The sequence below is a fragment of the Vibrio harveyi NBRC 15634 = ATCC 14126 = KCTC 12724 genome (assembly GCF_001591145.1).
In the GTDB taxonomy this organism is placed as follows: domain Bacteria; phylum Pseudomonadota; class Gammaproteobacteria; order Enterobacterales; family Vibrionaceae; genus Vibrio; species Vibrio harveyi.
The window spans coordinates 1-2,915 of record NZ_BCUF01000104.1 but is presented as its reverse complement, the minus strand read 5'-3'; the positions used below and the strand labels follow the sequence as shown (position 1 = coordinate 2,915).

1 protein-coding gene is annotated in these 2,915 nt (G+C 47.9%); it reads left to right on the top strand.

Annotated elements, in window-relative coordinates:
* Positions 1 to 2,915: T1SS-143 repeat domain-containing protein (locus VHA02S_RS24485; protein WP_081247898.1), on the top strand; the 2,915-nt coding region annotated here is incomplete at both ends.

The window sequence follows — 2,915 nt, the reverse complement described above, 5'->3', positions numbered from 1 at the left end:
GACCGAGTGGTGAGCTACCAGCTTGATGGTTCTGCCACGCCAGTTGATGGTCTGAAATCGCAAGGTATCGATGTAACATTGGCGGAAACTGCAAACCCAGATGGTAGCTTTACTTATGAGGCAACTGCGGGTGCAAATGCAGTATTCACGCTTACCGTTAATACCGATGGCAGCTATAACTTCACATTGCAAGGTCCGATTGACCATGCTGCAAACAGTGATGAGTTGACTCTCAATTTTCCAATTATTGCGACCGATTTTGACGGCGATACCTCGACAGCCACGATTCCAGTTAGCATCGTAGATGACAAGCCAACCATTACTGATGCCGATGCGATCTCTGTTGACGAAGATGATTTAGCCAGTATTGGTTCAGATGGCTCCGAGCCAGTTTCAATTGATGGTAACTTCACGACGACACAAGGTTCTGACCGCGTGGTGAGCTACCAGCTTGACGGTTCTGCAACACCTGTCGATGGTCTGAAATCGCAAGGTGTCGATGTAACATTGGCGGAAACCGCAAATCCAGATGGTAGTTTCACTTATGAAGCGACAGCGGGTGCAAATGCGGTATTCACGCTTACCGTTAATACCGATGGTAGCTATAACTTTACCTTGCAGGGACCAATCGATCATGCGCCAAACAGCGATGAATTGATCCTCAACTTCCCAATCATTGCGACAGACTTTGACGGTGATAGTACAACGGCAACGATTCCTGTCACGATTGTAGACGACAAGCCAACCATTACTGACTTAGATGCGATTTCTGTTGATGAAGATGATTTAGCGACGATTGGTTCAGATGGCACAGACCCAGTTTCAATTGATGGCAACTTCACGACGACGCAAGGCTCTGACCGCGTGGTGAGCTACCAGTTAGACGGTTCTGCAACTCCTGTCGATTGTCTGAAATCGCAAGGTGTCGATGTCACATTGGCGGAAACCGCAAATCCAGACGGTAGTTTCACTTATGAAGCGACAGCAGGCACTAACGCGGTCTTTACGCTGACGGTAAACACTGACGGTAGCTACAACTTCACCCTGCAAGGTCCAATTGATCACGCTCCAAACAGTGACGAGTTGATCCTCAACTTTCCAATCATAGCGACAGACTTTGACGGTGATACAACAATCGCGACTATCCCAGTTACGATTGTGGACGACAAGCCGGTCATTACTGATGTCGATGCGATTTCTGTTGATGAAGATGATTTAGCGCCGATCGGTTCAGATGGCTCTGCCCCGGTTTCAATTGACGGAAACTTCACTACCACACAGGGCTCAGACCGAGTAGTGAGCTACCAACTAGAAAGCTCTGCAACACCAGTTGATGGTTTGAAATCACAAGGTATCGACGTCGTTCTGAATGAAACTGCAAACCCAGATGGTAGCTTTACTTATGAGGCAACAGCGGGTGCTAACTCGGTGTTTACGTTAACGGTCAATACCGATGGCAGCTACAACTTTACGCTGCAAGGTCCGATCGACCATGCACCCAACAGTGATGAGTTGATCCTTAATTTCCCAATTACAGCAACAGATTTTGATGGGGATACGTCAACAGTCAGCATCCCAGTCACGATTGTTGATGATAAGCCAACCATTACTGATGTTGATGCGATTTCTGTCGATGAAGATGATTTAGCGAGTATTGGCTCGGACCAAAGCAATCCGGTTTCCATTAATGGTAACTTTACGACGACGCAAGGTTCAGACCGAGTAGTGAGTTACCAGTTAGATAGCTCTGCAACACCAGTTGATGGTTTGAAATCGCAAGGTGTCGACGTCGTTCTGAATGAAACGGCAAACCCAGACGGTAGCTTTACTTATGAAGCGACAGCTGGGGCAAATCCCGTATTCACTCTGACGGTGAACCCAGATGGCAGCTACAATTTTACGCTGCAAGGTCCGATCGACCATGCATCAAACAGTGATGAGTTGGTTCTTAACTTCCCAATTACAGCAACAGATTTTGATGGGGATACGTCAACAGTCAGCATCCCAGTTACCATTGTTGATGATAAGCCAACCATTACCGATGTTGACGCAATCAGCGTGGACGAGGACGATTTAGCGGCTATTGGCTCAGACCAAAGCAATCCGGTTTCCATTGATGGTAACTTTACGACGACACAAGGCTCTGACCGAGTGGTGAGCTACCAACTAGATAGCTCTGCAACACCAGTTGGTGGTTTGAAATCGCAAGGTGTCGACGTCGTTCTGAATGAAACGGCAAACCCAGATGGTAGCTTCACTTATGAAGCGACAGCAGGCGCAAATGCAGTCTTTACGCTGAAGGTCAACACCGATGGCAGCTACAATTTCACGCTGCAAGGCCCAATCGATCACGCTCCAAACAGCGATGAGTTGATCCTTAATTTCCCGATTATTGCGACCGATTTTGACGGCGATATAACAACGGCAACGATTCCTGTCACGATTGTGGACGACAAGCCGGTCATTACTGATGTCAATGCGATTTCTGTCGATGAAGACGATTTGGCGAGCGTTGGTTCGGATGGTTCAGATCCAATTTCAATCAATGGTAACTTTACGACGACGCAGGGCTCTGACCGAGTGGTGAGCTATCAGCTTGAGGGCGCTGCAACGCCAGTCGATGGTTTGAAGTCGCAAGGAGTCGACGTTAGTCTAAACGAAACGGCTAACCCAGACGGTAGCTTCACTTATGAAGCGACAGCAGGGGCAAATCCCGTATTCACTCTGACGGTGAACCCAGATGGCAGCTATAACTTCACGTTACAAGGTCCGATTGACCATGCTGCAAACAGTGATGAGTTGATCCTCAATTTCCCAATCATCGCGACCGATTTTGATGGTGATAGCACAACGGCAACGATTCCGGTTACGATTGTTGACGACAAGCCAACGATTGCTGATGTAGACGCAATCAG